Genomic DNA, 23,203 nt, shown 5'->3' on the forward strand with positions numbered 1-23,203 from the left:
AGGAGCATGGAACAGCGGGAGTGAGGCGTTTTCGGCTGGCCGTGTTGCTGGTCGCCTCCGTTGCGCCTCAGGCCCTGTTGGTCGCCGCGCCGGCGCTGGCGCAGTCCTCCCAGCCGGCCGCCTCACAACCGGCGGCCTCTCAGCAGCCCGCGACCCAGCCGACCAACGAGGCGCCGCAATCGGGCCTGCTCGGGCCGATCCTCGACCTGTTCGATCCCTCGCGCGTCGCCGCCCGCGAGCCGCCGACCATCGACGCCACGCCCTATAATCTCACCATCGACGTCAAGACGACCGAGCGCGACATCCGCAACGCCGTCAACGATGCCTCCAATCTGGAGCGGCTGAAGGCGCGCCCGCCGGCCGGGTCCGCCGGGCTGATCCGCCGCGCCCTCTCCGACGGGCCGGCGATCAATGCCGCGCTCTATTCGCTCGGCTATTACGGCAGCAAGATCCGCATCACCGTCGCCGGCAACGATCCGGACGCGCCGAACATCTTCGACATCGTCGAGACCTCGCGCAAGCGCGGCCCGGTGCCGGTGGTGGTCACCGTCGATCCCGGCCCGCAGTTCCATTTCGGCCGCATCGCCATCCTCGACGCCAAGACCCGCCGGCCGCTCCTCGACGCACCCAGCCTCGCCAGCCTCGGCTTCGAGCCCGGCGAGCCGGCGCTCGCCACCACCGTGGTGCGCGCCGAGGCCTCGCTGACCAATCACTGGCGCGACGCCGGCCATCCCTTCGCCCGCGTGGTCGACAAGGACGTGGTCGCCGACCATGCCGTGCGCCAGCTCGACGTCACCTTCTATGTCGAGCCCGGCCCGCCGGCCACTTTCGGCCGCTTCACCGTCAAGGGCGCCGACTTCCTCACCCCGCGCTTCATCGAGGACCGCATCGATATCGCGCCCGGCACGCCCTATTCGCCGGACGTGCTGAACCGGCTGCGCCGGCGGCTCTTGGAATACGAAGCCATCGCCACCGTGCGCCTGATCGAGGCCGACCACCTGGAACCCGACGGCTCGCTGCCGATCACCATCGAGGTCTCGCCCCGCAAGCCGAACTATGTCGGCTTCTCGGCCAGCTATTCCTCGACCGACGGCTCGGCGATCAACGGCTATTGGGGCGCGCGCAACCTGTTCGGCGGCGGCGAGACGCTGCGCCTCGACGCGCAGGTCTCGTGGTTCGGCCAGGAATCGGAGGCGGTGCCGGATGCCGATCCGTTCGGCTACAAGCTGTCCGCCACCTTCGTGAAGCCGGGCATCATCACCGCGCGCGACGATCTCATCACCTCGGCGGCGGTGCTGCGCGAGGTCACCAACGCCTATGTGCGCGAGGCCGGCACCTTCCTCGCCGGCGTCCGCCACCGCTTCAACGACGAGATGTCGCTGCAGGTCAGCGCCGATCTCGAACAGTCGCGGGTGTGGGACACCACCGGCGTCAACGACTATTTCATCGCCGGCATCCCGGTCGAGTTCAACTACGACAGCACCGACAACAAGCTCGACCCGTCGAAGGGCATCCGCTTCACCGGCATCGCCGAGCCCTTCGCCAAGCTGGGCGACGCCGACGGCGTGCCGGCGATGCTCAATGCCCGCTTCTCGACCTATTACGCGCTCGACGAGGCCAAGCGCTACATCCTCGCCGGCCGCGTCGCCGCCGGTAGCATCTTCGGCGCCGACCTCACCGACGTGCCGCCGCAGCGGCGCTTCTATGTCGGCGGCGGCGGCTCGCTGCGCGGCTATGACTACCAGTCCGCCTCGCCGCGCAATGCCGACGGCATCGTCATCGGCGGCCGTTCCTATTTCGAGGCGTCCTTCGAGGCCCGCATCAAGGTCACCGACACCATCGGCGTGGTGCCGTTCTTCGACATGGGCTCGGCCTTCGCCAGCGAAGCGCCGGATTTCGATGAGATGAAGTATTCGGCCGGCATCGGCCTTCGCTACTACACCTCCATCGGGCCGTTGCGGCTCGACGTCGCCTTCCCGCTCAATCCGGGGCCGGACGACGGCAGTTACGGCATCTATGTCAGCCTGGGGCAGAGTTTCTGATGGTGGCGCGGTTCTTCAGCTTCCTCATCTACGCCCTGATCGGGCTGGTGCTGCTGGTGCTGGTGGCTTTCGGCGCGATCCAGACGCCGCCGGGCAAGGCCGTGCTGGCCCGCCTCGCCTCCTCGCTCGCCTCTTCTCCCAGCCTCGGCGTCAGCATCGAGGGCATCAACGGCTTCATCCCCTCCGACATGGGGGTGGACCGCATCGTGCTCTCCGACGAGGAAGGCCCGTTCGCCACCATTTCCGGCGCCCGGCTCTCCTGGAGCCCGCTGGCGCTGCTCGGCCGCTCCGTCGACATCACCGCGCTGGAAGCGGCGAAGGTCGAGGTGCTGCGCCGCCCGCTGCCGCCGGCCGAACAGCCGGCCCCGCCGCCCTCCTCCTCGTCGGGCGTCCCGCTGCTGCCGGTGCGGCTCGAGCGGCTCGCCATTGACGAGATCATCCTTGCCGCGCCGGTGCTCGGCCACGCCGCCACGCTCGGGCTCACCGCCTCCGCCGACCTGTCGGCGGCTACCCGCGCCGTGTCGCTGAATTTCGCGATCGACCGCCGCGACAGCCCCGGCCGCATCGCCGGCACCGCCGCCTATGCGCCGGAGAGCCACCAGCTCGACCTCGACATCTCCGCCGACGAGCCGGCCGGCGGCCTCATCGCCCGCGCCGCCGGCATGGACGGCCTGCCGGAGCTCACCGCCTCGCTCAAGGGCAGCGGCACGCTCGACCAGTGGGACGGCCACCTCGCGCTTCAGGCCGGCAATGTGGCGCACGCGTCCGGCGCCGCCGGCATCCGCGCTGTGACCGAGGGCCACCGCTTCACCGCCGCCATCGACGCCGATATCGGCCGGCTGCTTCCCGCCGACATCGCGCCTTTGTTCGAGGGACGCACCGAGCTCGCCGCCGCCGCCACGCTCGACACCGCCAACCGCCTCGCCATCGAGAGCTCCAGCGTCCGCGCCGCCGGCTTCGGCGCCGCGGTGAAGGGCAGCTTCGATCTCGACAGCAGCCTCGCCGACCTCACCTTCCAGGCGCGGGTGCCCGACAATGCCCGCTTCGCGGCGCTGGCGCCGGGGATCGCCTGGCAGTCCGGCACCCTCGAAGGCACGGTGAAGGGCAACATCGCCGCCCCGACGGTCGACGCCCATGTGGTGACCGCCGGCCTGTCGGGCGCCGGCTATGGCACGGGCACCCTGACCCTCGACGCCACCACCCGTCCCGACGCCGAGGGCAACCTCGCGCTCACCGCCGAGGGCGAGGCGCAGGGTCTCACCGCCACCGAGCCGTCGGTGGCCGCCGCCATGGGCTCGACCGCCCGCTTCCAGGCGACCGGCCTGGTGCCGGCCGGCCAGGCTGCACTTTCGCGCCTCACTGGCCTCACCATCCACCTCACCGGTCTCACCGCCCGCTTCACCGGCACGGCCGACCAGGGAGCGATCGACGGCACGCTGAGCGTCGAGCGGCTCGACCTCGCCACCCTCATGCCGCTGGTGGAACGCCCGCTGGCCGGCGAGGCGCAGTTCGACATCGGCATCCAGGCGAGCGACAGCCTCTCCCGCCTTGCCGTCACCCTGGAGGGCAGCTCACGCAACGTCGCAACCGGCATTCCCGCCGTCGACGGCTTCTTCGGCAAGGTGACGACGCTGTCCGGCGCCATGGAGCGCACGGGCCAAAGTACCATTTCGATCAATAACTTGCGCATGAGTGCTGATGGCCTCGCCTTCACCATGGACGGCCATCTCTCCACCGATGACGCCGATCTGCGGGCCAGCATCAACCTCGCCGATCTCGCCCGCCTCGACCCGCGTGTCACCGGCGCGGTGGAAGCGAAAGGCGCCTTTTCCGGCTCGCTGGACAAGCTGACCGCCACCGCGCAGGTGTCGATCCCGGCCGGCACCGCGATGGGCAAGCCGATTCAGGGGCTTACGCTCAATTTCACCGGCAACGACATCACCGGAAACCCGAGCGCCAGCTTCCAGCTGAACGGCACCGTCGCCGGCCAGCGGGCCACCGGCAGCGGCGCCTTCGCCACCGCCGGCGACAACCGCTTCGAGGTACAAAACCTTGATATCGCTGTCGGATCGGCCCGCGCCACCGGCGCTGTCACCGTTACCGACGCTAGCCTCGCCACCGGCAAGCTGACGCTGGCCGCTCCCAATCTCGCCGATATCTCGCCGCTGGTGCTGACCGAGCTCGCCGGCAGCCTCAATGCCGACATCACCCTCGACATCGCCGACGGCCGCCAGCGCGTGGCGGTGAAGGGCAATGCCGAACGCGTCGCCGCCGCCGGCCAGTCGGTCGCCATGGCCCGCATCGACGCCACGGTGATCGACCCGATCGGCGTGCCCGCGCTCGATGGCACGGTGGAGGTCCGCGGCGCGAACGTCTCCGGCCAAGTCATTGAAAACGCTACGATACGCGGCAAGGGCGGCACAGAGGGCACCGACCTCACCGTCGACGCCAACGTGCAGAACACCGCCCTGCGCGCCGCCGGCCGGCTGAGCCGCGCGGGCGACGGCGCCAAGCTGCGGCTCGACCGCCTGTCGGCGACGCGCGGCAGCACCACCATCGCCACCACCGGGCCGGCCAACATCGCCTATGCCGGCGGCACGGTGACCATCGACCGGCTGGCGCTAAATGCCGGCGGCGGCACCGCCACCGTGTCCGGCAGCGCCGGCGAACGCCTTGATCTGACAGCGGATCTGCGGGCCATCCCGCTCTCGCTCGCCGAGCTGGCCGCGCCCGGGCTGAACCTTTCCGGCACGCTGGCCGGCAATGCCCGCATCACCGGCACCCCCTCGGCCCCGACCGGCAACTACCAGCTGACCATCTCCCGGCTGTCGACGCCGGACGTCGCCCGCGCCGGCGCCGGCCCGTTCGACATCACCGCGCGCGGTGATGTCGCCGGCGGCCGCGCCACCGTGCGCTCGGAGATAAAAGCCCGGTTCCTTCAGGCGCTTACCATCAATGGCTCGGTGCCGCTCGGCGCCGGCGCGCTGGATCTCGCCATTCGCGGCGGGCTGGATCTCGGCATCCTCAACCCGATGCTCGCCACCACCGGCTCGCAGGTGGTCGGCAATGCGGCTATCGACGCCACGGTGACCGGCACCGCCGCCGCCCCCAATGCCGGCGGCACCGTGCGCATCACCGGCGGGCGCTACATCGACAGCGTCAACGGCATCAATCTCGACCGCATCGAAGCGGTGATCACCGGCACCCAGCGCAGCGTCACCCTGACCTCGTTCACCGCCCGGACGCCCAATGGCGGCGGGCTCAACGGGCGCGGTAACATCGGCCTCGATCCCGCCGCCGGCTTCCCCGGGCGGATCGAGATCGACATGACCAACGCCCAGCTGGTCAATAGCGAGCTGATGCGCCTCGTCACCGAGGGGCGGATCGCGGTGGAAGGCGCCTTCCTCAACAATCCCCGCGTCACCGGCCGGCTGGTGGTGCGCGCGCTCGACGTCAACATTCCCGACCGGCTGCCCGGCGGGGTGCAGAGCCTGAATGTCCGCCACGTCAATGGCGGCAAGCGCGCGGTGCCCGGCGCCGCCCGCCCGGCGAGGCGCGAGGCGCCCCCCGCCGATAGCGGCATCCCGCTCGACCTCACCATCTCCGCGCCCAACAACGTGTTCGTGCGCGGCATGGGCATCGAATCCGAGCTCGGCGGCGACATCCAGCTGCGCGGCACCTCGACGGCGCCGGTGGCGCTGGGCGGCTTCGAGATGCGGCGCGGCAATTTCGACTTCGTCGGCCGCCGCCTGTCCTTCACCCGCGGCAAGGTGACCTTCACCGGCACCACCGATCCCGAGCTCGACTTCGTGGCGGAGAGCACCGCGAGCGACGTCACCGCCCGCATCATCGTCACCGGCCCGGCCTCGGCGCCGGAGATCGACTTCACCTCCACCCCGACCCTGCCGCGCGACGAGGTGCTGTCGCGCCTGCTGTTCGGCCGCTCGGTGGGACAGCTCTCCTCCGGCCAGGCGCTGCAGATCGCCCAGACCGTCGCCCAGTTCTCCGGCGGCGGCGGGGTACTCAACGACGTGCGCCGCTCGCTCGGCGTCGACAGCCTCGAACTCGGCACCGACGACGCCGGCACCGGCGGCCAGGTCGGCGTCGGCCGCCGCCTCAATGACAACATCTATCTCGGCGTCCGGCAGGGCACGAGCGCCAATTCCAGCAAGGTGACGGTCGACATCGACGTCACCAAGAACATCCGCCTGCAAGGCGCCACTTCCGCCGGCGGATCGGCGGAAGTGGGCATCGGCGCGCAGTGGGACTACTGAGCGGCAACGGCTGAAGCTGGCGACGACCGGGCGGCCATCACCGGCTGTCCGCCAATCACGCCGCGCGGTAGCGTTCCGCCGGACTGGCAAGCGACAATTCGGGCTGCAACGCCCGCCGGGCCGCCTCGAACGCCACCCATTTGTCGAGGTCGCGCAGCGAGGGAATGGTCACCAGCTCGCCGAGCTCGAGCCCCTTCAGCGCCGCCGCGACGAGATCGTCGACCGGCATCACCATGTCGGCCGGCAGTCGCGCGGGATCGATACCGGCACGGTCGAAGAATTCGGTGCGCGTATAGCCGGGCAGCACCGCCTGCACCCGTACCGGCCCGTCCTTCAGTTCGCCGTTCAGCGACTGGGTGAACGACAGCACATAAGCCTTGGTCGCGGCATAGGCGCCCGCGAACACCTCCGACGCCAGTGCCACCACCGAGGCGACGTTCACCAGCGTGCCCTTGCCCCGAGCGGTGAACGCGTTCACTGCGGCGAAGGACAGCCGGGTCAGCGCCGTCACGTTCAGCTGCACCATCGCCATGGTGGCGGCGAGGTCGCCGCCCGTCACGCCGCTGCCGGTGCCGATGCCGGCATTGTTGACAACCAGCGTGATCGTCGGATCGGCCTCGATCCGGGCCGCGACGCGCTCGACATCGCCGGCCACGCCGAGATCGGCCGGCAGGACATCGACCTTGCGGCCGGTCTCGGCGCGAAGCTCGGCGGCGAGTGCCTCCAGCCGCGCCGCATCGCGGGCGACGAGGACGAGGTCGTGGCCGCGGCGAGCCAGCTGCTGCGCGTAGCTCTTGCCGATGCCGGACGAGGAGCCGGTGACGAGGGCGGTGCCGGATGGGATGGGGGACGACATGATAGCCTCACAGAAATTGGCGGCGCGCCGCCGGGTTCTCATTTACAGTATGATCGACATGAATAATCCGCAAGCCGTCCCGCCGCCCGCTTTTCGCCTTCGCACGTTTCATCCGGCCGGCCACCGCCTGGAAGCTCCCGCCTGCTCCGTGCCAAGGATCGGCACATGACCCACGCCCTCTCCGCCCCCACCCTCGTCTGGTTCCGCGACGATCTGCGCCTCGCCGACAATCCGGCATTGGCCGCCGCGCGAGCGGAGGACCGGCCGCTGGTGCTGCTCTATGTGCTCGATGACGAGACGCCAGGACTGCGCCGGCTCGGCGCCGCTGCCCGCTGGTGGCTCGGCCGCTCGCTCGCCGCGCTCGCCGCCGATGTCGAGCGGATCGGCGGGCACCTGCTGCTGCGCCGGGGGCCTGCCGACAGAGTGATCCGCGATCTGGTGGCCAAGGCCGGCATCGCCCGCGTGCACTGGAACCGGCGCTATGAGGCAGGCGCCATCGAGCTCGACCGCCGCCTCAAGGCGGAGCTGACTGAGACCGGCATCGACGTCACCAGCCATTCCGGCACGTTGCTGCATGAGCCGTGGACGCTGCGCACCGGCTCGGGCGGGCCATACCGCGTCTTCACGCCGTTCTATCGCGCCGCCGCGTCGCTCGGCGCGCGCGGGCTGGTCGCGGCGCCCCGCAAGCTGCCGCCCGGCCCGGACCTGCCAAGCGACGATCTCGACGACTGGAAGCTGGAGCCGAGCGGACCGGACTGGGCCGGCGGCCTGCGCGCCACCTGGCGGCCGGGCGAAGCCGGTGCGCGCGCGGCGCTGCAAGCCTTCCTCGATGGTGGCATACACGGCTATGCCGACGGGCGCGACCGGCCGGATGGCGAGCACACCTCGCGCCTGTCCCCCTTCCTGCGCTTCGGCAATCTCTCGCCCGTACAGGCGTTCGCCGCCCTCACGCACGCCGCCGAGGCGGGCGAGGCGCAAGGTCGCGACGTCGAGAAATTCCGCAGCGAGCTCTATTGGCGGGAATTCTCCTACCACCTGCTGTTCCACTTTCCCGGCCTCGCGACGGCGAATTACAACGACCGCTTCGATGGCTTCGCCTGGCGCGAGGATGCCGGCTTCGAGCGCGCCTGGCGGCGCGGCCTCACCGGCTATCCCATCGTCGACGCCGGCATGCGGCAGCTGTGGCAGACCGGCTGGATGCACAACCGGGTGCGGATGGTCGCCGCCTCCTTCCTCATCAAGCACGGCCTCATCGACTGGCGGCGGGGCGAGGCGTGGTTCTGGGACACGCTGGTCGACGCCGATCCGGCCAACAACCCGGCCAGCTGGCAGTGGGTGGCCGGCTCCGGCGCCGACGCCGCGCCGTATTTCCGCATCTTCAACCCGGTGCTGCAGGGCGAGAAATTCGATCCCGACGGTGCCTATGTCCGCCATTTCGTGCCGGAGCTGGCGGCCCTTCCGGCGGACATCATCCACCAGCCGTGGCGGGCGAAGCCGGAGGCTCTTCGACGTGCCGGCGTCGAGCTCGGCGTCACCTATCCCCGCCCTTTGGTCGAGCATGGGGCCGCGCGCGACCGTGCGCTGGCCGCCTATCGTCAAAGCGGCAAGGAATGACGGCGACAAAGGTTGCCGAGCCGGTTTCCCGCTACTATTTTCTGGGCCCCTTGAACCGACAGATGAAATCAGCCCCATGGATATCCGCAACGGTCTCGTCGAGGCGATCGGCAACACGCCGCTCATCAAACTCAAGCGCGCCTCGGAGGAGACCGGCTGCACGATTCTCGGCAAGGCGGAGTTCCTCAATCCCGGCCAGTCGGTGAAGGACCGCGCGGCGCTGTTCATCATCCAGGACGCGGTGAACAAGGGCCAGCTCAAGCCTGGCGGCGTGATCGTCGAGGGCACCGCCGGCAATACCGGCATCGGCCTCGCTCTGGTCGGCAACGCGCTCGGCTTCCGCTCGGTGATCGTGATTCCCGAGACGCAGAGCCAGGAAAAGAAGGACATGCTGCGGCTCGCCGGCGCCACGCTGGTCGAGGTACCGGCCGTCGGCTACGCCAATCCGAACAATTACGTGAAGGTCTCCGGCCGCCTCGCCGAGGCGCTGGCCAAGACCGAGCCCAACGGCGCCGTCTGGGCCAACCAGTTCGACAACGTCGCCAACCGGCAGGCACATATCGAGACCACCGGTCCGGAGATCTGGACGCAGACCGACGGCAAGGTCGACGGCTTCGTCAGCGCGGTCGGCACCGGCGGCACGCTGGCCGGCTGCGCCATGGCGCTGAAGGCGCGCAACCCCAACGTCAAGATCGCCCTCGCCGACCCGTTCGGCGCCGCGCTCTACAGCTACTACACCACCGGCGAATTGAAGGCCGAAGGTTCCTCGATCACCGAGGGCATCGGCCAGGGCCGCATCACCGCCAATCTGGAAGACGCGCCGATCGACGTCGCCTACCAGATCCCCGATGCCGAGGCGGTGCAGATCGTGTTCGACCTCCTGGAGTTCGAGGGCCTGTGCCTCGGCGGCTCCTCCGGCATCAATGTCGCCGGCGCCATCCGGCTGGCGAAGGAGATGGGGCCGGGGCACACCATCGTGACGCTGCTGTGCGACTTCGGCACCCGCTACCAGTCGAAGCTGTTCAATCCCGATTTCCTGCGCGAGAAGGGCCTGCCGGTTCCCGGCTGGCTCGAGCGCACGATCGACGTTCCCAACGTGCTGCTGTGATGGCGACCGAACTCCTGTTCCGCGACGACGCCTATCGGAGCGAGACGCCGGCGACGGTGATCGATGTCACGCCGGAAGGCGGCGTGGTGCTCGACCGCACGGTGTTCTACGCCACCGCCGGCGGCCAGCCCGGCGATACCGGCTGGTTCGTCGGCGCGGATGGCGCCGCGACAGCGATCACCGGTGCCGTCTGGTCGCCGGACAAGCAGCATGTCGTGCACCTGCTGGCGCCGGAGGCGACCCGTCCGGCACCTGGCGATACGCTCATTGCCCGCCTCGACTGGGCGCCGCGCTACAATCGCATGCGCATGCACACCGCGCTGCACCTCCTGTCGGTCGCCCTGCCCTATCCGGTGACCGGTGGCTCGATCGGCGAGCAGGAAAGCCGGCTCGATTTCGACATTCCCGATGCCGGCCTCGACAAGGACGCCATCACCGCCCGTGTCAACGAGCTGATCGCCACCGACGCCGCCGTCACCGAGAGCTGGATCACCGACGAGGAACTCGACGCCAATCCCGGCCTCGTAAAGACCCTCTCGGTCAAGCCGCCGCGCGGCTCCGGCCGGGTGCGGCTGGTGCGGATCGGCAGCATCGATAACGGGGTGATCGATCTGCAGCCCTGCGGCGGCACCCATGTGCGCCGGCTCTCGGAGATCGGCGCCGTCGTCGTCAGCAAGATCGAGAAGAAGGGCCAGCAGAACCGACGCATCCGGCTCGCCTTCGCCTGAGCGCCGCCCGCGCGCACCATAGGACCACACAGGGATCGCACCCATGACCACCGCCTCGGTCACCCCCGCCTCGGCCGCCCCGTCCGACAGCCGCTTCGTCACCACCCAGTGGCTGGCCGAACGCCTCGGCTCGCCCAATCTCGTCGTCGTCGACGCCTCCTGGCACCTGCCGACCGCCGGCCGCTCCGCCCGCGCCGAATATGTCGACGCGCATATTCCCGGCGCTGTCTTCTTCGACATCGACGCGGTGGCCGATCGCTCCAGCGGCCTGCCGCACATGCTGCCCTCGCAGGAGGCCTTCAGCGAGGCGGTCGGCGCACTCGGCATCGGCGATGGCACGACCATCGTCGTCTATGACAGCCTCGGCCTGTTCTCGGCGGCGCGTGGTTGGTGGACCTTCTTCGTGTTCGGCGCGGCCAATGTGTTCGTGCTGGAGGGCGGCCTGCCGCAATGGCGCGACGAGGGCCGGCCGCTGGAGGCCGGCGAGGTGATGCTGTCGCCGGCGCATTTCACCGCCCGGCTCGACCGCAGCCGCGTCGCCGGTGCCGAGGACGTCGCGCAGGCGAGCGCGGCCGGCAGCGTGCAATTGCTCGACGCCCGCCCCGGCGAGCGCTTCCGCGGCGAGGCTCCCGATCCGCGGCCCGGCGTGCGGGCGGGGCACATCCCCGGCGCCCGCAACCTGCCCTCCTCCGACGTGGTGGCCAATGGCCGGCTGCGCGATCCGGACCAGCTGCGCGCCGTCGTCGCGGCCGCCGGCATCGACCCCGCCCAGCCGGTGATCACCAGCTGCGGCTCCGGCGTCACCGCCGCCATATTGTGGATGGCGCTCGACAGCCTCGGCACCCCGCCGGCGGCGCTCTATGACGGCTCCTGGGCGGAGTGGGGCTCCTCGGATCGGCTGATCGCCATCGGCCCGGCCTGAACCTCACCCATCGCGGCAAAGCAAAAACGGCCGGACCTCGCAAGGATCCGGCCGTTTTCATGTTCGCTCGTCGGCTTCGCCCGCGGCGGCGCTTGGGCGGCGCGCCGCCCGACGTCAGTGCAGGATCTGACTGAGGAACAGCTTGGTGCGCTCGTGCTGGGGGTTGGAGAAGAACGCGTTCGGCTCGTTCGCCTCGATGATCTGGCCGGCATCCATGAAGATTACCCGGTTGGCCACCTGGCGGGCGAAGCCCATCTCGTGGGTCACGCACAGCATGGTCATGCCTTCCTCGGCGAGGCTGACCATGGTCTCCAGCACTTCCTTCACCATTTCCGGGTCGAGCGCCGAGGTCGGCTCGTCGAACAGCATGATCTTCGGCTTCATGCACAGCGCGCGGGCAATCGCCACGCGCTGCTGCTGGCCGCCGGAGAGCTGGCCGGGATATTTGCCCGCCTGCTCGGGGATCTTCACCTTCTTGAGGAAGTGCATGGCCAGCTCTTCCGCATCTTTCTTGGGCATCTTGCGCACCCAGATCGGCGCCAGCGTGCAGTTTTCCAGAATGGTGAGGTGCGGGAACAGGTTGAAGTGCTGGAAGCACATGCCGACCTCGCGGCGGATCTCGTCGATGCGCTTGAGGTCGTTGGTGAGCTCGACGCCGTCGACGACGATGGAGCCCTGCTGATGCTCCTCCAGCCGGTTGATGCAGCGGATCATCGTCGACTTGCCGGAGCCGGACGGGCCGCAGATGACGATGCGCTCGCCGCGCTTCACCTTGAGGTTGATGTCCTTCAGCACGTGGAACTCGCCGTACCATTTGTGGACGCCGACGAGCTCCACCGCGACCTCCCGGCCCGGGGCGGTATGCACGGCGTGGAGCTCGTCACTCGGGACGATGGAATGGGCTTCGGACATGGCGATCTCCATCGGTTCAATGTCTGTGGGAGGTGTTCAGCCGGCGCTCTACGAACAGCGAGTAGCGCGACATGCCGAAGCAGAACAGGAAGTAGACGATGCCGGCAAAGGCGAAGCCGGTATAGAGCGTCACCGGTGTCGCCCAGTTCGGGTCGGTGAAGGCGGCGCGCAGCTGACCGAGGAAGTCGAAGATCGACACGATCAGCACCAGCGTGGTGTCCTTGAACAGGCTGATGAAGCTGTTGACGATACCCGGAATGACCAAGGTCAACGCCTGCGGCAGGATGATCAGCCGCATCATCTGGGTCCAGGTCAGGCCCATCGCCATCGCGCCCTCATACTGGCCCTTCGAAATGGCCTGCAGGCCGCCGCGCACCACCTCGGCGATATAGGCGGCGGTGAACAGCGCGACGCCGACCAAAGCACGCAGCAGCCCGTCCGGGTTCACGCCGACCGGCAGGAACAAAGGCAGCATGTAGGTGGCGAAGAACAGCACGGTGATCAGCGGCACGCCGCGCCAGAACTCGATGAAGATCACGCAGAGCAACCGCACGATCGGCATCTTGGAGCGGCGGCCAAGCGCCAGCGCGATGCCGAGCGGCATCGAGGCGACGATGCCGGTCACCGCGATCACCAGCGTCACCAGCAGGCCGCCCCATTGCCGGGTCTCCACCCGCTCCAGGCCGAAATCGACGTCCCACAGCAAGGTGATGATGCCGAGCCCCGCGAGGACATAGGCGGTCATCGTCGCCGCGCCGCGCCCGCTGCCGGTGGCGAGGCGGCCGATGACATAGGCCACGGCGACGCACAGCGCCGAGGTGACCACGAAGTCCAGCCAGAAACCGAGCTGCAGCCCGGCCACGCCGGCGTCGCCCGCCACCGCCCGCAGGAGGCCGAAATGGCCGAACAGAAAGTTCGAGGCGCTGATGTTGCCGCCGGTCAGCAGGATGAAGGCGAGGATGGGATAGGCGACGAAGAACAGGAAGGAGTTCAGCCGCTTGTGCGGCCAGGACAGCACCAGCAGCGGCACCAGCAGCACCACGCCGATGAGGAAGACGAGGTCGACGCGCCAGCGCTGGCCGGCCGGATAGAAGCCGTAGATCAGCTGGGCGAACTTCGCCTTGATGAAGGGCCAGCAGGCGCCGACCTCGGCACCGAGGCAGGCCTCGCGATTGTTGCCGGTCCACACCGCATCGATCAGCAGGAAGCGGACCAGCGGCGGCAGGATCCACGCCACCAGCGCGATGCCGAGCAAGGTCAGCACGCCGCTGGTGATGGAGGAGAACAGGTTCTGCCTTATCCAGCCGATGACACCGACATTGCGGCTGGGCGGCGGCAGCGGCGTCTGCATCTCCGAGCGGATGAAGGTGCCGTCGTCGAAGGTCAGGCTCATGGCGCGCTCCTCACCGTTCCACGAGCGCGACGCGCTTGTTGTAGGCGTTCATGATCACCGAGGTGATGATCGAGATGACGAGATAGACGCCCATGGTGATGGCGATGATCTCGATCGCCTGGCCGGTCTGGTTCAGCGTGGTGCCGGCGAACACCGCGACAAGGTCGGGATAGCCGACCGCCACCGCCAGCGAGGAGTTCTTGGTCAGGTTGAGATACTGGCTGGTCAGCGGCGGGATGATCACCCGCATCGCCTGCGGGATCACCACCAGCCGCATGGTGTAGCCGGAGCGCAGCCCGAGCGAGTTCGCCGCCTCGGTCTGGCCGTGGCTCACCGACTTGATGCCGGCACGGACGTTCTCGGCGATGAAGGCGGCGGTGTAGGTGGCGAGACCGACGGTCAGCGCCACGAACTCCGGAATGACCCGCACGCCGCCGACGAAGTTGAAGCCCTTGAGCTCCGGCTTCTCGAAGGAGATGGGAAAGCCGGTGACGATCATGGCGATCAGCGGCAGCCCGACGATCAGCCCGAGGCCGACCCACAGCATCGGAAATGGCCGGCCGGTCTCTTCCCGGCGCTGGCGGCTCCAGCCGCCGATCAGCACCGTCGCCAGCACGGCAAAGCCGAAGGTCCACAGCACGAGGCCGGTGCCCTCGCCGAACAACGGGCGAGGCACCACGATGCCGCGATTGGAGATGAAGGCCTCGCCGAAGATCGAGATGCTCTGGCGCGGATTCGGCATCGCGCTGAGCACGGCAAGGTACCAGAACAGGATCTGGAACAGCGGCGGCAGGTTGCGCAGCAGCTCCACATAGCAGGTGGAGATCAGCCGGATGACGAAGTTCTTGGACAGCCGGCCGATACCGACCAGAAAGCCGATGATGGTGGCGAAGAAGATGCCGATCACCGCCACCAGCAGCGTGTTCAATATGCCGACGGCAAAGGCGCGGCCGTAGGTCGACGTCTCCGAATAGCTGATCAGGGTCTGGCTGATGCCGAAGCCCGCGGTGTTTTCCAGGAAGCCGAAGCCGGTAGCGATCTTCTGCGCCGCGAGATTTTCCCGCGCATTGTCGATGAACATCCATCCGAGGACGATCACCAGAACCAGCGCCACGACCTGAAGGACGATGCTTCGTACCTTCGGGTCGTTCATGAACGACGTGCGGCCCTGTTTGACCGCCGGCTCGACCCAATCCGCCATTAATTCCCCTCGCCTCGTTGAGGCCCATGTCATGGACGCGGCGGGCCCGGTCTAGAGCCGGGTTGTGGTCCCGCGCGCTTCAGCGGAACGTCCCCCGGCGAACCGGGGGACGCGGGATCGATCAGCGGATCGGCGGGGCGTACTGCAGGCCACCCTTGGTCCACAGGGCGTTGGTGCCGCGCGCCAGCTTCAGCGGGGTGTCGGGACCGACATTGCGATCGTACATCTCGCCATAGTTGCCCACCAGCTTGATGATCTGCACCGCCCAGTCGTTGCCGAGACCCAGGCCTTCGCCGAACTTGCCCTCGGTGCCGACCACGCGCTTGACCTCGGGGTTGGTCGACTTGAGCATCTCGTCGAGGTTCTTGGAGGAAATGCCCAGTTCCTCGGCATTCACCTGCGCGAACAGCACCCACTTCACGATGTCGAACCATTGGTCGTCGCCATGGCTGACCACCGGGCCGAGCGGCTCCTTGGAGATGATCTCCGGCAGGACGATGTGATCGTCCGGGTTCGTCAGTTTGAGGCGTTCGGCGGCGAGGCCGGAGCGGTCGGTGGTGTAGACGTCGCAGCGGCCGGAATCATAGGCCTTGATGGTCTCGTCGGCCGTGGCGAAGGCGATGACCTCGTACTGCATGTTGTTGGCGCGGAAGAAGTCCGCGACGTTCTGCTCGGTGGTGGTGCCGGTCTGGGTACAGACCGAGGCGCCGGACAGCTCGAGCGCCGAATTCACCTTCTTGTCCTTGCGGATCATGAAGCCCTGGCCGTCGTAATAGGTCACGCCGGTGAAGTTGAGGCCGAGCGAGGTGTCGCGCGAGATGGTCCAGGTGGTGTTGCGCGACAGGACGTCGATGTCGCCGGACTGCAGGGCGGTGAAGCGATCCTTGGCCGAGAGAGGCGTGAACTTCACCTTGGTGGCGTCGCCGAACACCGCCGCCGCGATGGCGCGGCAGAAGTCGACGTCGAGGCCGGCCCAGTTGCCCTTGTCGTCCGGGTTGGAGAATCCGGGCAGGCCCTGGCTGACGCCGCACTGGATGAAGCCCTTGGCCTTCACCTGCTGGAGCTTGCCGGCTTTGTCCTGGGCGAAGCTGCCACCGACCGCGGCAAGGCCGAAGGCGCCGGCAAGGGCGAAAGTGGAGAGGAGGCGTTTCATAATGGCAGCCCTGTACATCGGTTTTTGATCGGGCACGCATCTGCGGACGCAGATGGATGCGGGCGGAGAGCGAAGCAAGTCGCATGCCGCTCGACACGTGAACCTGCCGCAAGGGCGTGCGCCGTTCGTCGTAGACGCAGCGCTGCGCGCATGACGTGTCGTGCGGCCGTAAGGTCATCAGAACGATGTATTCTGATGCGGTCAAGCGCTTGACGCGGGAGCGGCGCTCGCCCCCAATGACGCCCCCGTCCGAAGAGAACCAGTGCAGTCCATGTCTAAGCAGCCCAAGGGCACAAACCGGCCCGCCTACGCGTCCGATACCACCCTCGTGAATGCCGGTCGCGATCCACAGAGATTTGACGGCTTTGTGAATGTGCCGGTGGTGCGCGGCTCCACCGTGCTGTCGCCGACCGTGCACGATCTCGAGCACCATACCGGGCGCTACTCCTATGGCCGGCGCGGCAATCCCTCCCTCGAGGCGCTGGAGACGGCGCTTGCCGAGTTCGAAGGCGGCGCCGGCGTGGTGCTCACCCCGTCCGGCCTGTCGGCGGTCAGCACCGCCCTGCTCTCGGTGCTGGAGGCCGGCGATCACCTCCTGATGGTCGACACCGCCTATGCGCCGACGCGGCGGGTCTGCAACGAGGTGCTGCGGCGCTTCGGCATCGAGACCACCTATTACGATCCGCTGATCGGCGACGGCATCGCCGCGCTGTTCCGGCCGAACACCCGCGCCATCTTCATGGAATCGCCAGGCTCGCAATCCTTCGAGATGCAGGATGTGCCGGCGATCGTCGCCGCGGCGGCGACGGCGGACATCGTCACCCTCATCGACAACACCTGGGCGACGCCGCTCTATTTCCGGCCGCACGCCTTCGGCGTCGACTTCTCGATCCAGGCCGGCACCAAATATATCGGCGGCCATTCCGATCTCAATCTCGGCACCATCTCGGCCAACGAGCGCTACTACAAGCGGCTGCGCACCACCCATGGCGATCTCGGGCTCACCGTGGCGCCGGAGGATGCCTTCCTCGCCGCGCGCGGGTTGCGCACCCTGTCGGTGCGCCTCGCGCGGCACCAGCAATCGGCGCTCACCGTGGCCCGCTGGCTCGCCGGGCGGCCGGAGGTCAAGCAGGTGCTGCATCCGGCGCTGCCGGAAGCGCCCGGCCACGCCATCTGGGCGCGCGACTTCACCGGCGCCTCCGGCCTGTTCAGCGTGGTGCTGAAGCCGGCGGCGAAGCCGAGCGTCGACGCCTTCCTGGATTCGCTGGCGCTGTTCGGGCTCGGCTATAGCTGGGGCGGCTTCGAGAGCCTCGCCATCCCGTTCGACTGCTCGACCTCCCGGACCGCCACGCGCTGGGCGCCCGGCGGGCCGACGGTGCGGCTGCATATCGGCCTCGAGGATCCGGCGGACCTGATCGCCGACCTCGAGCAGGGACTGCGGCATCTGGCGCCACTGGCGGCACCCGACCTAGGAAAGTGACGCCCAACCTAGGAAAGTGATGCCTCGGCGAGGCGGGCCGGCGTGAGGCCGCCCGCCTCCTCGATGAAGCGCGCGACCTCCTCGACGCCCTGCCCGGCGCGCACATTGGCGAACACATAGGGCCGGCGGCCGCGCATCTTCTTGGAATCGCGGTCCATCACCTCCAGCGAGGCGCCGACATGCGGCGCGAGGTCGATCTTGTTGATCACCAGGAGGTCGGAGCGGGTGATGCCCGGCCCGCCCTTGCGCGGGATCTTCTCGCCGGCGGACACGTCGATCACATAGATGGTGAGGTCGGCGAGCTCGGGCGAGAAGGTGGCGGCGAGGTTGTCGCCGCCGGACTCGATCAGAATCAGGTCGAGCCGCGGGAAATTCCCGCGCATCTCGGCGATGGCGGCGAGATTGGCGGAGGCGTCCTCGCGGATGGCGGTGTGCGGGCAGCCGCCGGTCTCCACCCCCATGATCCGCTCGGCCGGCAGCGCGCCGGCGCGGGTGAGGATCTCGGCATCTTCCTTGGTGTAGATGTCGTTGGTGATGGCGCACAAATCGTAGCGGTCGCGGAAGAGGCGGCACAGCGCCTCCATCAGCGCCGTCTTGCCCGATCCGACCGGTCCGCCGATGCCGACCCGCAACGGGCCGCTCCCCTCGCTCATGACTGCACTCCCTGTCGATGATCTGAAGCCGGCTCGCGCCGCCGGAGCCTGCCGGCCCTAGCTGCGGAACAGGCGGGTATATTGGGTCTCGTGGCGCATCGAGGCGATGTCGGAGCGCAGCGCCGCCCCGCCGAGCGCGTCGAGGTCGACATGCGGCGCCTCGGCGGCGATGGCGCGGATCGTTGACGCACAGCCGGCCAGCGCGCGGTTGCCGTCGGTCTGGCCGAGCGGCACCAGTCGCACAGCGGCGGAAACCAGATTGGCCGCCACCGCCGTCAGGAACCCGGTCAGCGTGGCGGCAAGCGGCAGCCCGTGCGCCGCCGCCGCGCCGCCGACGGCGACGGGATAGGCGAGCCGCCCCCTCCACGCCGTCGACAGGAGGTCAAGGCCGGGCGCCGGCCAGGCGGCGCGGGTCGCGGTGAGGAAGGCGTCGCCCTGGTTCAACGTCTCCATCTGCCGCTCGCGCGACGGCGCGAAGGCGCAGGCGAGTTCCGCTACCTCGACGAAACCGGCGCTGTCTCCCGCCCTTGCCGCCCGCCAGGCATGGGCGAGCAGCACGGCGTCGGTGAAGGGCCCGCCATGGCGCAGGAGATCGTCGACCCAGCGCTGGAGCCCGACCATGTCGCGGATGTCACCGGCCTCCACCGCCCATTCGAGACCGTGCGAATAGGCAAAGGCGCCGACCGGATAGGCCGGCGAGAGCCAGACGAACAGCGCGATGAGGTCGGGCGCGGCGGCGGCCTCGACCGGCGCGGCGATCGCGTCAGCCGTGTCCGTGGCCATGGCCCTTGTGGGAGTGATCGTGGTGATGGTCGTGCCCGTGATGCTCGTGATCGTGATCGTGGTGGTCGTGACCGCAGCCGCAGGCCTCGCCATCAGCATGCTTGTGCTGGTGGTCATGGTGCTCGTGGCCATGGCCGCGATGCACCGGCGCCTCCGCCGGCGCGCTGCCGATATGGATCACGTCGTGCTGGTGATGATGGTCGCCATGATCATGGCCGCAGCCGCAGGCCTCGCCATGCTCATGGTGCTCGTGCCCGTGATGCGCGTGATCATGGTCGTGGTGCCCGTGATCATGATCCCTGTGATCATGATCCCCGTGATCGTGGCCGGCATGGCCGTGCCCGTGCGCCTCGGCGGCCTCGTAGGCGCCGCCCTCCGGCTCGAAGGAAGCCTCGACGATGTCGACGGTGGCGCCGAGCCCGCGCGCCATCTCCTCAAGCACGCCGTCGCGGGCGATGCGGATGCGGTCGGCGAGCAGTTGCGCCGGCACGTGGCGGTTGCCGAGATGCCAGGCGAGGCGCGCCAGATGGTGCGGGTCGCGGGCGACGATCTCCGCCACCGGCTCCTCGGCGGCGACCACCGCCACCAGGCGGCCATCCTCCAGCGCGATGCCGTCGCCGTCCTTCAGCCGCACGGCTTCCGGCAGGTCGAGCAGGAACACCACGTCGCCCTCCCCGCGCATGGCGATGCGGCGGCGGTGCCGTCCGTCATGCGGCAGCACCACCTTGTCGGCGGCGGTGGACACATCCCAGCTGCCGGCGGGAACAAGCGTGCGAGCGCGGATCATGGTGGTCTCCTTCAGGACTGCCCAGCCCGTGAGGTTTAGAACAGGAAGTAGCGCTGCGCCATCGGCAGTTCGGTGGCGGGGGCGCAGGTCAGCAATTCGCCGTCCGCCCGCACCTCATAGGTCTCCGGGTCGATCTCCAGATGCGGCGTGGCGTCGTTATGGATCATCGACGCCTTGGAGATGCCGCCGCGCACGTTCTCGATGCCAACCACCTTCTTCTCCAGCCCGAGCCGGGCGCCGATGCCCAGCTCCACCGCCGCCTTGGAGACGAAGGTGAGCGAGGTGGCGGTGCGCGCCTTGCCATAGGCGCCCCACATCTGGCGGTAGTGCACCGGCTGCGGCGTCGGGATCGAGGCGTTGGGATCGCCCATCTGCGCCGCGACGATGGCGCCGCCCTTGATCACCATGTCCGGCTTGGTGCCGAAGAAGGCCGGCGACCAGATGACGAGATCGGCCAGCTTGCCCGGCTCCACCGAGCCGATATGGCGGGAGACGCCATGGGCGATGGAAGGGTTGATGGTGTACTTCGCCACATAGCGCTTGGCGCGGGCATTGTCGTTGCGCTCCGAGTCGCCGGGCAGCAGGCCGCGCTGCAGCTTCATCTTGTGCGCGGTCTGCCAGGTGCGGGTGATCACCTCGCCGAGCCGACCCATCGCCTGGCTGTCCGAGCTCATCATCGAGATGGCGCCGAGATCGTGCAGGATGTCCTCGGCCGCGATGGTCTCCTTGCGGATGCGGCTCTCGGCGAAGGCGAGGTCCTCGGCGATCTCGGGATCGAGATGGTGGCACACCATCAGCATGTCGAGATGCTCGTCGAGCGTGTTGATCGTGAACGGCCGCGTCGGGTTGGTGGAGGACGGCAGCACATTGGGCAGCCCCACCACCGTCATGATGTCCGGCGCGTGGCCGCCACCGGCGCCTTCGGTGTGGAAGGCATGGATGGTGCGGCCCTTGAAGGCGGCGACGGTATCCTCGACGAAGCCGCTCTCGTTCAGCGTGTCGGTGTGGATCATCACCTGCACGTCGTACTCGTCGGCGACGGAGAGGCAGTTGTCGATCGCGGCCGGGGTGGTGCCCCAGTCCTCGTGCAGCTTCATGGCGCAGGCGCCGGCCTCGATCATCTCGACCAGCGCGCCCGGCAGCGAGGCATTGCCCTTGCTCGACAGAGCGAGATTGACCGGGAATGAATCGAAGGCGCGCAGCATCATCTCGATGTGCCAGGCGCCGGGGGTGCAGGTGGTAGCGTTGGTGCCCGCCGCCGGGCCGGTGCCGCCGCCCAGCATGGTGGTCACGCCGCTCATCAGCGCGTGTTCGATCTGCTGCGGGCAGATGAAGTGGATATGGCTGTCGAAGCCGCCGGCGGTGATGATCTTGCCCTCGCCGGCGATCACCTCGGTACCCGGCCCGATGACGATGTCGACGCCGGGCTGGATGTCCGGATTGCCGGCCTTGCCGATGGCGTGGATCCGGCCGTCGCGCAGGCCGATATCCGCCTTCACGATCCCCCAATGGTCGAGGATCACCGCATTGGTGATGACGGTGTCGACCGAGCCCTGCGCGCGCGTCGTCTGCGCCTGGCCCATGCCGTCGCGGATGGTCTTGCCGCCGCCGAACTTCACCTCCTCGCCATAGACGGTGAAGTCCTTCTCCACCTCGATGACCAGCGCGGTATCGGCGAGGCGGATGCGGTCGCCGGTGGTCGGGCCGAACAGCTCGGAATAGAAGGCGCGGGAAATCTTGATGGCCATGGACTGAATCCGATCGAAGCGTGGGACGGGCGAGACAGGCGGGGCGCGATCAGAGACGGCCCATCACCTGCTGACGGAAGCCGTAGACCTCCTTCTTGCCGGCAAGCTCGACCAACGTGACCTCGCGCGACTGGCCGGGCTCGAAGCGCACCGCGGTGCCGCTGGGGATGGCGAGCCGCTTGCCGCGCGCCAGCTCGCGGTCGAAGGCGAGCGCCGGGTTGGTCTCGAAGAAATGGTAGTGGCTGCCGACCTGGATCGGCCGGTCGCCGGTATTGGCCACCGTCAGCGTCACCGTCTCGCGGCCGGCGAGCAGCTCGATCTCCCCTTCCTCGTACAGGATCTCGCCCGGCACCGGGCCGGCGAACAGGCGGCGGATCGGCTCGTGCACGGTGACGAGCTTGGTGCCGTCCGGGAAGGTCGCCTCGACCTGCACGTCGTGGATCATGTCGGCGACGCCCGGCATCACCTGCTCGGCGGTCAGCACGGTGGCGCCGAGCGTCATCAGCTCGGCCACCGTCTTGCCGTCGCGCGCGCCCTCCACCACCACGTCGGTGATCAGCGCCACCGCCTCGGGATGGTTGAGCTTCACGCCGCGCTCCAGACGCCGGCGGGCCACCATCGCCGCCATGGAGACGAGCAGCTTGTCCTTTTCGCGCGGGCTCAGGTTCATCGGTCTACTCCGGGAAAGTTCGGGCGAAAAAGTTTTGGGCGAAAATGGAATGCATCAGAAATGCCAGATGCGCGGCGGGTCGCAAACACCCAGGGGGGCGAGCAGGCGGCGAATGGCGGCGTCCAGCCCCAGCCCCTCGCGCGCCAGCAGCCGCACCGAGGCCATGCCGTCCCAGGCGCTGACGCCGATCTCGACGTCGTCGCGCGCCTCCTGCAACGCCTCGGAAGCCTCGCGCAGCGCGTCGAGCCGCTCCAGCGCGTCGGGCGCCACCAGCAGCGCGGTGGCGAAGGCCGCCCAGCCCTGCGCGCAGGCGGATCGGTCGAGCACGCCGCCCACCGCGCCCTCAAGGCTGAGCCCGTCGGCATAGACCAGCCGGCCGCCGCGGCGCACCCGCCACGAATCGGTCAGCTGGCCATAGGTGAAGCGCTCACCGCGCGCAGTACGCCCCAGCACCACCGATTCCACCAGCAGCAGCCGCGCCCCCTCGGCGACGTCGGCGCGAATGGTGCGGGTAACGCGTGCCCCGTCGAACAGGATGGTCGCCTGCGGCAGCCAGTCGAGCGAGGCGCCGGGCGCCACGGCGAGGTCCACCGACAGCCGCGACAGCCCGCCATCCGAGCGGTAGCACTTCTCCGCCGCCTGCGAGGTGAGCACGAGCCGTGCTTCCTCGCCCGCCTCCATCCGCGCAGCGAAATGGTCGCCGCCGGCGACACCGCCGCCGGTGTTGAGGATGATGCCTTCCAGCGAGCGACCGCGCCGTGCCGCCGCCGGGAAGCGGATGCGGCTCGGGCCTTCCTCTTCGAGGTGGTCGGGAATCGTGCGCCCGTCGGCGAAGCGCGCGTGAAGCAGCAGGCGACCGCGCGAGCGCAGCACGCCGGG

General features: G+C 68.9%; 18 protein-coding genes. 7 read left to right on the top strand and 11 right to left on the bottom strand.

What is annotated here, in order from left to right; genetic code table 11:
- Window positions 1-20: 20 nt before the first annotated feature.
- Both LGR54_RS24305 and LGR54_RS24310 read left to right on the top strand, forming a co-directional pair.
- Entirely contained in the window at window positions 21-2,042 is a 2,022-nt protein-coding gene (locus LGR54_RS24305; protein ID WP_230364541.1) for an autotransporter assembly complex family protein, read from the top strand.
- On the top strand, window positions 2,042-6,316 hold the full coding sequence (locus LGR54_RS24310; protein ID WP_230364542.1) for a translocation/assembly module TamB domain-containing protein: 4,275 nt from the start codon (window positions 2,042-2,044) through the stop codon (window positions 6,314-6,316). The genes LGR54_RS24305 and LGR54_RS24310 overlap by 1 nt, the downstream gene beginning before the upstream one ends.
- Before the next feature lie 55 nt (window positions 6,317-6,371).
- Here the strand turns inward: LGR54_RS24310 and LGR54_RS24315 are convergent, their stop codons facing one another.
- Complete coding sequence (locus LGR54_RS24315; RefSeq protein WP_230364543.1) at window positions 6,372-7,172, bottom strand: SDR family oxidoreductase; 801 nt, start codon at window positions 7,170-7,172, stop codon at window positions 6,372-6,374.
- Between the two features lie 165 nt (window positions 7,173-7,337).
- Here LGR54_RS24315 and LGR54_RS24320 point away from each other — a divergent pair, with 165 nt between their 5' ends.
- The 4 genes from LGR54_RS24320 (at window position 7,338) to sseA (ending at window position 11,544) form a co-directional block, all read left to right on the top strand.
- The gene (locus LGR54_RS24320) at window positions 7,338-8,786 is read left to right on the top strand and encodes a deoxyribodipyrimidine photo-lyase (protein WP_230364544.1); all 1,449 of its coding nucleotides are present in this window, start codon (window positions 7,338-7,340) and stop codon (window positions 8,784-8,786) included.
- 76 nt (window positions 8,787-8,862) lie between these two features.
- Complete coding sequence (locus tag LGR54_RS24325) at window positions 8,863-9,894, top strand: cysteine synthase A (protein WP_230364545.1); 1,032 nt, start codon at window positions 8,863-8,865, stop codon at window positions 9,892-9,894.
- Window positions 9,894-10,622, top strand: a complete 729-nt coding sequence (locus LGR54_RS24330; RefSeq protein ID WP_230364546.1) for an alanyl-tRNA editing protein — start codon at window positions 9,894-9,896, stop codon at window positions 10,620-10,622. Before LGR54_RS24325 ends, LGR54_RS24330 begins: the two co-directional genes overlap by 1 nt.
- 43 nt (window positions 10,623-10,665) lie before the next feature.
- Window positions 10,666-11,544: a 3-mercaptopyruvate sulfurtransferase gene (sseA, locus tag LGR54_RS24335; RefSeq protein WP_230364547.1), complete on the top strand. Its 879-nt coding sequence runs from the start codon at window positions 10,666-10,668 to the stop codon at window positions 11,542-11,544.
- Between the two features lie 114 nt (window positions 11,545-11,658).
- Here sseA and LGR54_RS24340 read toward each other — a convergent pair whose 3' ends face one another.
- From LGR54_RS24340 to LGR54_RS24355, 4 genes are all read right to left on the bottom strand, one after another.
- Window positions 11,659-12,456 (bottom strand): amino acid ABC transporter ATP-binding protein, encoded by a 798-nt coding sequence (locus tag LGR54_RS24340; protein WP_230364548.1) that lies wholly within the window; start codon window positions 12,454-12,456, stop codon window positions 11,659-11,661.
- A 16-nt stretch (window positions 12,457-12,472) separates the two neighbouring features.
- Window positions 12,473-13,849: an amino acid ABC transporter permease gene (locus tag LGR54_RS24345; protein ID WP_230364549.1), complete on the bottom strand. Its 1,377-nt coding sequence runs from the start codon at window positions 13,847-13,849 to the stop codon at window positions 12,473-12,475.
- Window positions 13,850-13,859: 10 nt separating this feature from the next.
- A complete protein-coding gene (locus tag LGR54_RS24350) occupies window positions 13,860-15,050 on the bottom strand; it encodes an amino acid ABC transporter permease (RefSeq protein ID WP_230364550.1) in 1,191 nt (396 codons plus the stop codon).
- 121 nt (window positions 15,051-15,171) lie between these two features.
- Window positions 15,172-16,203, bottom strand: coding sequence for an amino acid ABC transporter substrate-binding protein (locus tag LGR54_RS24355; protein ID WP_230364551.1), 1,032 nt, complete (start codon window positions 16,201-16,203; stop codon window positions 15,172-15,174).
- A 271-nt stretch (window positions 16,204-16,474) separates the two neighbouring features.
- Here LGR54_RS24355 and metC point away from each other — a divergent pair, with 271 nt between their 5' ends.
- Complete coding sequence (gene metC, locus LGR54_RS24360) at window positions 16,475-17,683, top strand: cystathionine beta-lyase (RefSeq protein WP_230364591.1); 1,209 nt, start codon at window positions 16,475-16,477, stop codon at window positions 17,681-17,683.
- Between the two features lie 8 nt (window positions 17,684-17,691).
- On the opposite strand, the gene ureG is transcribed toward metC, so the two are convergent.
- From ureG to LGR54_RS24390, 6 genes are read right to left on the bottom strand one after another with little or no spacing between them, the layout of a single operon-like run.
- The gene (ureG, locus tag LGR54_RS24365) at window positions 17,692-18,336 is read right to left on the bottom strand and encodes an urease accessory protein UreG (RefSeq protein WP_230364552.1); all 645 of its coding nucleotides are present in this window, start codon (window positions 18,334-18,336) and stop codon (window positions 17,692-17,694) included.
- Between the two features lie 57 nt (window positions 18,337-18,393).
- On the bottom strand, window positions 18,394-19,119 hold the full coding sequence (locus LGR54_RS24370; protein ID WP_230364553.1) for an urease accessory protein UreF: 726 nt from the start codon (window positions 19,117-19,119) through the stop codon (window positions 18,394-18,396).
- Entirely contained in the window at window positions 19,100-19,906 is an 807-nt protein-coding gene (locus LGR54_RS24375; protein WP_230364554.1) for an urease accessory protein UreE, read from the bottom strand. Before LGR54_RS24375 ends, LGR54_RS24370 begins: the two co-directional genes overlap by 20 nt.
- A gap of 35 nt (window positions 19,907-19,941) precedes the next feature.
- On the bottom strand, window positions 19,942-21,654 hold the full coding sequence (gene ureC / locus LGR54_RS24380; RefSeq protein ID WP_230364555.1) for an urease subunit alpha: 1,713 nt from the start codon (window positions 21,652-21,654) through the stop codon (window positions 19,942-19,944).
- A gap of 49 nt (window positions 21,655-21,703) precedes the next feature.
- Window positions 21,704-22,324, bottom strand: coding sequence for an urease subunit gamma (locus tag LGR54_RS24385; RefSeq protein ID WP_230364556.1), 621 nt, complete (start codon window positions 22,322-22,324; stop codon window positions 21,704-21,706).
- 54 nt (window positions 22,325-22,378) lie between these two features.
- Window positions 22,379-23,197, bottom strand: a complete 819-nt coding sequence (locus tag LGR54_RS24390) for an urease accessory protein UreD (protein ID WP_230364557.1) — start codon at window positions 23,195-23,197, stop codon at window positions 22,379-22,381.
- Window positions 23,198-23,203 lie beyond the last annotated feature (6 nt).

Source organism: Ancylobacter sp. Lp-2 (assembly GCF_020523795.1).
In the GTDB taxonomy this organism is placed as follows: Bacteria; Pseudomonadota; Alphaproteobacteria; order Rhizobiales; family Xanthobacteraceae; genus Ancylobacter.

Excerpts from the sequence above, each read along its gene's own strand:
- LGR54_RS24310 (WP_230364542.1), top strand. The coding sequence starts at position 2,042 with ATGGTGGCGCGGTTCTTCAGCTTCCTCATCTACGCCCTGATCGGGCTG.
- LGR54_RS24315 (WP_230364543.1), bottom strand. The coding sequence starts at position 7,172 with ATGTCGTCCCCCATCCCATCCGGCACCGCCCTCGTCACCGGCTCCTCG.
- LGR54_RS24320 (WP_230364544.1), top strand. The coding sequence starts at position 7,338 with ATGACCCACGCCCTCTCCGCCCCCACCCTCGTCTGGTTCCGCGACGAT.
- LGR54_RS24325 (WP_230364545.1), top strand. The coding sequence starts at position 8,863 with ATGGATATCCGCAACGGTCTCGTCGAGGCGATCGGCAACACGCCGCTC.
- LGR54_RS24330 (WP_230364546.1), top strand. The coding sequence starts at position 9,894 with ATGGCGACCGAACTCCTGTTCCGCGACGACGCCTATCGGAGCGAGACG.
- sseA (WP_230364547.1), top strand. The coding sequence starts at position 10,666 with ATGACCACCGCCTCGGTCACCCCCGCCTCGGCCGCCCCGTCCGACAGC.
- LGR54_RS24340 (WP_230364548.1), bottom strand. The coding sequence starts at position 12,456 with ATGTCCGAAGCCCATTCCATCGTCCCGAGTGACGAGCTCCACGCCGTG.
- LGR54_RS24345 (WP_230364549.1), bottom strand. The coding sequence starts at position 13,849 with ATGAGCCTGACCTTCGACGACGGCACCTTCATCCGCTCGGAGATGCAG.
- LGR54_RS24350 (WP_230364550.1), bottom strand. The coding sequence starts at position 15,050 with ATGGCGGATTGGGTCGAGCCGGCGGTCAAACAGGGCCGCACGTCGTTC.
- LGR54_RS24355 (WP_230364551.1), bottom strand. The coding sequence starts at position 16,203 with ATGAAACGCCTCCTCTCCACTTTCGCCCTTGCCGGCGCCTTCGGCCTT.
- metC (WP_230364591.1), top strand. The coding sequence starts at position 16,475 with ATGTCTAAGCAGCCCAAGGGCACAAACCGGCCCGCCTACGCGTCCGAT.
- ureG (WP_230364552.1), bottom strand. The coding sequence starts at position 18,336 with ATGAGCGAGGGGAGCGGCCCGTTGCGGGTCGGCATCGGCGGACCGGTC.
- LGR54_RS24370 (WP_230364553.1), bottom strand. The coding sequence starts at position 19,119 with ATGGCCACGGACACGGCTGACGCGATCGCCGCGCCGGTCGAGGCCGCC.
- LGR54_RS24375 (WP_230364554.1), bottom strand. The coding sequence starts at position 19,906 with ATGATCCGCGCTCGCACGCTTGTTCCCGCCGGCAGCTGGGATGTGTCC.
- ureC (WP_230364555.1), bottom strand. The coding sequence starts at position 21,654 with ATGGCCATCAAGATTTCCCGCGCCTTCTATTCCGAGCTGTTCGGCCCG.
- LGR54_RS24385 (WP_230364556.1), bottom strand. The coding sequence starts at position 22,324 with ATGAACCTGAGCCCGCGCGAAAAGGACAAGCTGCTCGTCTCCATGGCG.